The organism is Nocardiopsis sp. CC223A (genome assembly GCF_030766825.1).
Lineage (GTDB): Bacteria > Actinomycetota > Actinomycetes > Streptosporangiales > Streptosporangiaceae > Nocardiopsis.
Map to the genome: position 1 here is coordinate 1 of NZ_JASFDV010000143.1, position 7579 is coordinate 7579.

Sequence of the window (7579 nt, forward strand, 5' to 3'; positions counted from 1 at the left end):
CTGCGCGCCCCCGGTGAGGGGCCCACCCCCGAGCAGCTGGCGGCGGGCTGGTTCACGGTGCACTTCGCCGGCCGGGGCGGCGGGCGCCGGGTGTACACGCGGGTGTCGGGGCCCGAGCCCGGGTACGCGGGGACGTCGGTGATGCTCGCGGAGTCGGCGCTGTGCCTGCTGCACGACGACCTGCCCGCGACCCGCGGCCAGGTGACCACGGCGACGGCCATGGGGAACGCGCTCATCGAACGGCTGCGGGCCGCCGGGTTCGGGTTCGAGGTGCTGGACGCGGCGGAGGGCTGAAGCGGACCCGGGGGCGGGGGCGTGCGGGCCGCGCTCGTACTCTGGGGCGATGCCGAGCATCTACCTCATCCGCCACGGCAAGGCATCGCCGGAGGCGGAGGACTACGACGAGTTGAGTCCCACCGGATACGAGCAGGCGCGGCTGCTGGGCGCCGAGCTCAAGCGCCGCGGCCTGCGCCCGGGCCCCGTACTGTCGGGGTCGCTGCGCAGGCAGCGCCAGACCGCGGCGACCGCCCTGGCCGAGGCCGGGATCGACGCCGAGCCGACGGTCGACGAGCGCTGGAACGAGTACGAGCACCTGGAACTGCTGTCCCGGCACCCCGTCGCCGAGGGCACCCTCCAGGAGCGGTTGGACGCCGGGCTGTCAGCGTGGATCGCCGCCGGGGGCACCGGCCCGGGCAGCTGGGAGGCGTTCCGCGGCGGGGTGCGGGCCGCGCTGGCGGACACGGTCGCCGGGCTGGGCCGGGGCGAGACGGCCCTGGTGTTCACGTCGGCGGGGGTGGTCGCGACGGTGTGCGCGGCGCTGCTGCGGGCCCCGGCGCACGGGTTCCTGGAGTTGAACCGGATCGTGGTGAACGGGTCGGTCACCAAGGTGGTGCACGGACGCGGCGGCACCCGGCTGCTGTCGTTCAACGACCACGCGCACCTGGAGCAGGCCGGTGCGGAGCTGACGACCTTCCGCTGAGGCGCGGTGTGCCGCGCGTCCGTGCGCCCGGGGGAAACCGACCGGTCGGTACCCCCGGGTGCGGGCGCGCGGGCGCCTCAGCCCAGGGTGCCGCGCTCGGCCGCCCGGCCCAGGACCGCGCGCAGCGCCAGCTCGTAGCCGAGCACCCCACAGCCGGCGATGTACCCGGCGGCCACCGGGGCGGTGACCGAGGTGTGCCGGAACTCCTCGCGGGCGTACACGTTGGAGATGTGCACCTCCACCACGGGCGCCTCGACGGCGTCGACGGCGTCGCGCAGCGCGATGCCGTAGTGGGCGTACGCACCGGGGTTCATGACCACGCCGGCCCAGCCGCGGGCGGCGTGCAGCCGGTCGACCATCTCCCCCTCGCCGTTGCTCTGCGCGCAGACCACCTCCACGCCCAGCTCCTCGCCGAGTTCGGTGACCCGGGCCTCGACCTCGGCCAGGGTGGTGGTGCCGTACTGGGCGGGGTCGCGGGTGCCGAGCAGGTTGAGGTTGGGCCCGTTGAGCAGCAGGACGGTGCGGGACGGGTCGGCGACGGGAGTGGTCACGGTGCTCCTTGTCGAAGGCGGTCGAACGTGCACGGCCAGCCTATGACCCCGGTCACCCGGGGGGTTCCCCGGGCAGATACCATACCGACCAGTCGGTCAATCACTTCGAGGAGGCGACCCCGTGGCGTCCACCCTGCTGTCCGCGCGCGACCTGCGATTCCTGCTCTACGAGTGGCTCGACGCCGAGTCCCTCACCCGGCGCGCCCACTACGCCGACCACTCCCGTGAAACCCTCGACGGCGCCCTCGAACTGGCCGAACGCGTCGCCACCGACCACTTCGCCCCGCACAACAAGGCCAACGACGCCAACGAGCCGCACTTCGACGGCGAGCGCGTCCACGTCATCCCCGAGGTCAAGAAGGCCCTGGAGGTCATGGCCGAGACCGGCCTCAACGCACTCGGCCTGCCCGCCTCCGTCGGCGGCGGCCAGCTCCCCCAGGTGGTGGCCGGCGCGTGCAGCGCCTGGTTCCAGGCCGCCAACCTGGGCTCCTCCGCCTACCCGTTCCTCACCGCCGGCAACGCCCGGCTGCTGCTCGCCCACGGCACCCCCGAGCAGGTCGACACCTACGTGCGGCCCATGGTGGAGGGCCGGTTCACCGGCACCATGTGCCTGTCCGAGCCGCAGGCCGGCAGCTCCCTGGCCGACATCACCACCCGCGCCCGGGACGCCGGGGACGGCACGTACCGGCTGTTCGGCAACAAGATGTGGATCTCGGCGGGCGACCACGAGCTCACCGAGAACATCGTCCACCTGGTGCTGGCCAAGATCCCCGGCGGACCGCCCGGGGTCAAGGGCATCTCGCTGTTCATCGTGCCCAAGTACCTGGTGAACCCCGACGGGTCGATCGGCGAGCGCAACGACGTCGTCCCCGCGGGCCTCAACCACAAGATGGGCTACCGCGGCACCGTCAACGCACTGCTCAACTTCGGCGAGGGCGGGCACACCCCCGGCGGCGAGCCCGGCGCGGTCGGATACCTGGTCGGGGAGCCGCACCAGGGGCTGCGGTACATGTTCCACATGATGAACGGCGCCCGGATCGGGGTGGGCGCGGGCGCCACCGCAGTCGGCTACACCGGGTACCTGAAGTCGCTGGCGTACGCGCGCGAGCGCCTCCAGGGCCGCCCGCTGGGCGACAAGGACCCGTCGCACCCGCCGGTGCCGATCATCGAGCACACCGACGTGCGGCGGATGCTGCTGGCGCAGAAGAGCTACGTGGAGGGGGCGCTGGCCCTGGTCCTGTACTGCGCCCGGCTGGTCGACGAGACCGTCACCGCCGACGGCGCCGCGGCGCGCGAGCGGGCGGACGCCCTGCTGGACGTGCTCACCCCGATCGTCAAGAGCTGGCCCTCGCAGTGGTGCCTGGAGGCCAACAGCCTGGCGATCCAGGTCCACGGCGGGTACGGGTACACGCGCGAGTACGACGTGGAGCAGCACTACCGGGACAACCGGCTCAACGCGATCCACGAGGGCACCCACGGGATCCAGGCGCTGGACCTGCTGGGCCGCAAGGCGGTACAGGGCGGCGGGGCCGGGCTGGGGCTGCTGGTGGAGACCGCCCGCGCCACCTCCGCGCGGGCCCGGGACCTGGGCGGGGCCGAAGCGGAGTTCGCCGACCTGCTGGACGCCGCCCTGGAGCGGGTCGCGCGGACCACCGCGGCGGCCTGGGCGAACGGCGACCCGGCGGAGGCGCTGGCCAACGCCACCCCCTACCTGGAGGCCGTCGGGCACGTGGTGGTGGCGTGGATGTGGCTGGAGCAGCTGGTGGCCGCGCACGGCCGCGAGGACGCCCCGGGCGAGGCGTTCTACGCGGGCAAGCGGGCGGCGGCCGCGTACTTCTTCCGGCACGAGCTGCCGCGCACCGGCCCGCAGTTCGACCTGGTGTCCTCCCGCGACCGCACGGTCCTGGACACCCCGCCCGACGCCCTCTGACGGGGGGCCGCGGGCCCGGTACCGGCCGGGCCCGCCGGTCCGTCAGCGGGGCGGGCCCGGGCGCCAGCGGCCCAGGCGGCGGGGGGCGCCGGGGCGGTGCGGCCCCGGCCCCCACCGGGCGAACCTGTCCCGGACCGGTCCCAGGCGGGGGCGCCAGCGCAGCCACGGCAGCCAGGGCACCCCCGGCGGCGGCGGGATCCTCGGGTCCTCCAGGTCGCCCTGGAGGACCTCCTCCACCTCCTCGAACCGGATGCCCGCGAACAGCATGATGTCGGTGGCGACCATCTCCACCGCCAGGTGGGTGGCCTGGGTCACCTGGTCGTCGTCGGGGCGCCCCGGCCCGTACATGCGCGCGGTCATCAGCGCCTGCTCCACCGCCTGCTCGCGCGCCTCGCGGCTGCTGAGGTCGTCGGCGAGGATGCCCAGCACGTCGGCCATGCCGGACACGATCGGGACCAGCTCGCGGCGTTCGTGGGCGCCCATGGCGGCGGTGCTGCGGCACAGGAACAGGCAGCTCTCCGCCAGCAGGATGAGGCGTTCGATGATCTCGTCCTCGTCCAGCACCGGTTGCGGGTCGCCCCAGCGGATCGTGGACAGCCGGATGGTGGTCATGCTGGCCTCGCGGGCGCGGCTGAGCTCCGCCATCGGCCTGCTCAGGTCGCCGAGCCGGTTGACCATCTGCTGGCTGGAGACGTCGCCCTCCTCGTCCAGGGCCTGGGCGACACCGGTGAGCATGCCCGACATCTCACCGAGCGCGTCCACCTCGATGCGGCGCAGCAGTGCGACCAGCCGGGCGGGGAACAGCAGCTGGCTGAAGACCAGGGCGACGCCCGCGCCGATGAGGGCGTCGACGAGCCGGTCGATGCCGGGGCTGCCGCCCCCGATGAAGATCGTGGTCAGGATGGCGCTGGCCGCGGCCTGTCCGATGACGATCCGCTCGGCGTTGATGGCCACGGCCACGAGCATGGCCAGCAGGGTGGCCGCGCTCATGGTGACGAGTTCGTCGAAGCGCAGCGCCAGGGCGAGCTCGCCCGCACCGATGCCGATGAACACCCCGGCGAGGAGTTTGACCGCGTTGGAGCCGCGTTCGCCGCCGGCGGCGTTGAGCGCGATGACGGCGGCGATGGGGGCGAAGAAGGGGCTGTGGTCCTGGACGAGGCCGCCCGCGATGGCCCAGGCGATGACGGCCGCGAGGGCGGCCTGCACCACCGACCAGGTGTGGGCGGTGAGGCGGTCGCGGACCACCGCCGCCGTCTCCTCGATCCGGTGCCGCAGGTCACGGGTGCGCGCCCGGAGACCAGCCATGTACCACCTCTCCTCACCTCGCCGGGGTCCGGACGTGCGGTGGGGGGTGCACGTGGCCGCGGTTCCATTGATAGCGGCACGGGCGGGAAGAGCGCGGGTTCTGCGCGATCGTCGCGTTTCGCGCGGGGCGCGTACCGGGACCGGGCGCCCACCACGGCATCAGGACGACAAAGAACCGCCAAGCACCCACACCGTGAACTCCGTGATGTTCTCCCCCGGTCGGCGACAGGCGGCGCGGCAGACCACGGAAGGACGCCGGCGACCGCGTCGGACACGGATCCGGGTCGCCCCTTACCCGGCCGGTCCGGGCCCGTCCCGGCCGCCGGACATGCGTGACCGCCCCCGGCGGGGCTCCCCCGCGACCCGATGCGGTCGGACCGCAACCGGTCGCCCCCTCCCGGAGGGACGGTCCGGACCGTCATGATCGGCCTGTCCCCGCCCCGGAAACGGAGAGGAACGCCTGTTGCGCGCCCATAACGCCGACGCCGCCGAGAACGACTCCGAGCACGACACCCCCGCCGACTCCCCGGGAGCCCCCTCCCCCGGCGCCTCCGCGGCCGGCCGTGCGCAGCCCGGCCCCGCGGCCGACGCCCCCGACGCGGACGCGACGGCCGGCGGGGACGCCCCCCGGGCCCCCGACGGCGACCCCGAGGAGCTCGCCACCCCCGGGTACCGGTTGTTCCGCGACCGGGCCCGCGAGGCCACCTGGTGGTCGATGGCCCGCCGGAGGCCCGCCCTGGTCGGCCGCGCCCTGGCCGGTGGGCGGGGCCCGGCGACCTGGCCGCCACCGCCGTGTTCGGGCTGGGTATGGGCGCGTCCACCGCCTGGGCGCTGGTGGCGACCAACGCCGTCCTGGAGGACGTGTTCGCGGCCGTGCCCACCCCGACCGGATCGGGGCGGCGTGTACCGGGAGCTGTGGCACCTCCAGGCGCAGGCCTACCGGGAGCGCGCCGGGGAGCCCGACCTCGCCGGCTGAGCCCCGCCCGCGGGCCGTCGCCCCGCCCCCGGCACGGCGACGCGGTCCCTCCGGCGGGGGTCCGCCGCCGGAGGGACCGGCCCCGCGGTGACCGTGCCCGCCGCCCGCGGGGGCGGCGGGCACGGTCACCCGTCGGCGGTCAGCAGGTGCTGTGGGTGGGCCGTCCGGCGAGCCGGTCGCCCATCCAGTCGTGCGCGCCCTGGTGGTCGAGGTACATGCTGGTGGCGTGCCCCCCGGAGTAGGTCTTGCGCCATTGCAGGTCGACACCGGCCGCGCAGTAGCGGTCGCGCAGCTCCGCGGCCTGGCCGATCGGGATCGCGTCGTCCAGGACCGAGTGGTACATGTACAGCGGAACGGTCGGGGCGCTCTCACCGGGCAGGTTCTCCGCCAGCCGCTCCCGCCACTGCGGGGTGTCCAGCGGGTCGGACACGGTGACGTCGTCCAGGGACATGAACATTCCCTTGGGCAGGGCCTCCGCCACGCAGTCGTCCTCCAGGTCCGCCATCAGGGCGGCCCCGTCCCCGTCGAGGTGCTCGTCGAGGGCCAGGTCGGGGTAGGCACTGTCGAGGCCGATCGCGGCGAAGCCCAGGAACGAGAAGTAGGCGCCGCCCTCCAGGGACCGGGCGACCCGGTACAGGTCCGCGGGCACCCCGCCCGCGGCGACGCCGGCCAGTTGCAGTTCCGGCGCGTAGTCCGGGTGCAGCTGGGCCGCCCAGACCGCGGCCCCGCCGCCCTGGGAGAACCCGGAGACGCCCATCGGCGATCCGGCGGGGACGCCCGCCTCGGCCAGCCGGGTGGCCGCGCGCAGCGAGTCGAGCACGGCCCGCCCCTGGGACCGCCCCGCCATGAACGTGTGGACGCCCGGGGTGCCGAAGCCCTCGTAGTCGGGCACGACCATCGCGTACCCGTCGTCGATGATGCGTTCCATGAGGGGGGCCTCGAACTCCAGGCCCCTGGTCAGTCCGACGGAGGGGGCGCACTGGTCGCCCAGGCCGTGCGTGCCGATCGCGTGGGCGACCAGGGGCCGCTCGCCCCCGCCCTCCCAGGGCGCGGTCGGCACCATGACGGTGCCGGTGACCGCCATCGGCTCCCCGAGGGAGTCGGTGGACAGGTACATCACCCGCCACACGTCGGCGGGGAAGCGGTCGGCGCGCAGCGGATCGAGGAAGGCCTCGACGGGTTCGGCGCGGATCACGTCACCGGGCTCCCCCGCCGGCAGCGGGTCCGGCGGCAGGTAGAAGTCCTCCTCCCGGGGGGTGAGGCCCTCCTCCGGCTGTTCGGTGTCGGCCATGAACTCCATGGCCTGCTCGGCCTCCTCCTGCTGGGCCGCGGTCGGTCCGTTCTCCGCCGGGGCCGATGCCACGACGGGTTCGGCCTCGACGACGGTGCCGCCGTGGTTCCACGCGACGGCCGCGGCGGCCAGCACGAGCGTTGCGCAGGCCGCGGCGGGCGTCGCCGCCCGGCGCGCACGCCGGATACGGGGCTGTCTGGGCATGGGGGTGACTCCTGGTTCCTCAGGGATTCGCGCCTGGGGACGGTGCCGTGTCCGGTGGGGACGACACGGCCGGACCGAGGAGGAATCCTCGGGTCTTCGGATCACCGCATGTCGCGGTGCGTGACCCAACGTAGGAGAAGCCCCGGCTCGCAGCATCAGGGAATCCACCGGCCGGAAACAGACTCCGGGCGCTGCACAGAACAAAGGCGACGGATGTCGACACCGGCCTGGAAACCCGATGACCGTCACCGGTTCCCCTTCCGCCCCGTTCTTCGCAGGGGCAGCGGGCCGCCCCCCGGCGGCGGCCGGCGACGGGCCCGCCGCGGGTACGGCCCTCAGCAGC

The 7579-nt window shown here is 74.6% G+C and carries 6 protein-coding genes and 1 pseudogene; 4 read left to right on the forward strand and 3 right to left on the reverse strand.

Annotated elements, in window-relative coordinates; all coding sequences use genetic code 11:
* A pseudogene (locus QJS33_RS30630) lies at positions 1-294 on the forward strand (saccharopine dehydrogenase); the annotation flags it as partial.
* Positions 295-343: 49 nt separating this feature from the next.
* Positions 344-979, forward strand: a complete 636-nt coding sequence (locus QJS33_RS30635; RefSeq protein WP_306371561.1) for a histidine phosphatase family protein — start codon at positions 344-346, stop codon at positions 977-979.
* A gap of 77 nt (positions 980-1056) precedes the next feature.
* Here QJS33_RS30635 and aroQ read toward each other — a convergent pair whose 3' ends face one another.
* Entirely contained in the window at positions 1057-1530 is a 474-nt protein-coding gene (gene aroQ / locus QJS33_RS30640; protein WP_306371562.1) for a type II 3-dehydroquinate dehydratase, read from the reverse strand.
* A 121-nt stretch (positions 1531-1651) separates the two neighbouring features.
* On the opposite strand from aroQ, the gene QJS33_RS30645 reads away from it, so the two are divergent.
* Positions 1652-3460 (forward strand): acyl-CoA dehydrogenase, encoded by a 1809-nt coding sequence (locus QJS33_RS30645; RefSeq protein WP_306371563.1) that lies wholly within the window; start codon positions 1652-1654, stop codon positions 3458-3460.
* Between the two features lie 42 nt (positions 3461-3502).
* Here QJS33_RS30645 and QJS33_RS30650 read toward each other — a convergent pair whose 3' ends face one another.
* Positions 3503-4765 carry an aromatic acid exporter family protein gene (locus QJS33_RS30650; RefSeq protein WP_306371564.1) on the reverse strand — a complete coding sequence of 421 codons (1263 nt, stop codon included), beginning with the start codon at positions 4763-4765 and terminating at the stop codon, positions 3503-3505.
* A 463-nt stretch (positions 4766-5228) separates the two neighbouring features.
* On the opposite strand from QJS33_RS30650, the gene QJS33_RS30655 reads away from it, so the two are divergent.
* The gene (locus tag QJS33_RS30655) at positions 5229-5741 is read left to right on the forward strand and encodes a hypothetical protein (protein WP_306371565.1); all 513 of its coding nucleotides are present in this window, start codon (positions 5229-5231) and stop codon (positions 5739-5741) included.
* Between the two features lie 139 nt (positions 5742-5880).
* Here QJS33_RS30655 and QJS33_RS30660 read toward each other — a convergent pair whose 3' ends face one another.
* Positions 5881-7236 (reverse strand): lipase family protein, encoded by a 1356-nt coding sequence (locus QJS33_RS30660; protein WP_306371566.1) that lies wholly within the window; start codon positions 7234-7236, stop codon positions 5881-5883.
* Positions 7237-7579 lie beyond the last annotated feature (343 nt).

What these genes read in the sequence shown, in the direction of transcription:
- QJS33_RS30635 (WP_306371561.1), top strand. Translation starts at nt 344, where the DNA reads ATGCCGAGCATCTACCTCATCCGCCACGGCAAGGCATCGCCGGAGGCG.
- QJS33_RS30660 (WP_306371566.1), bottom strand. Translation starts at nt 7,236, where the DNA reads ATGCCCAGACAGCCCCGTATCCGGCGTGCGCGCCGGGCGGCGACGCCC.
- QJS33_RS30650 (WP_306371564.1), bottom strand. Translation starts at nt 4,765, where the DNA reads ATGGCTGGTCTCCGGGCGCGCACCCGTGACCTGCGGCACCGGATCGAG.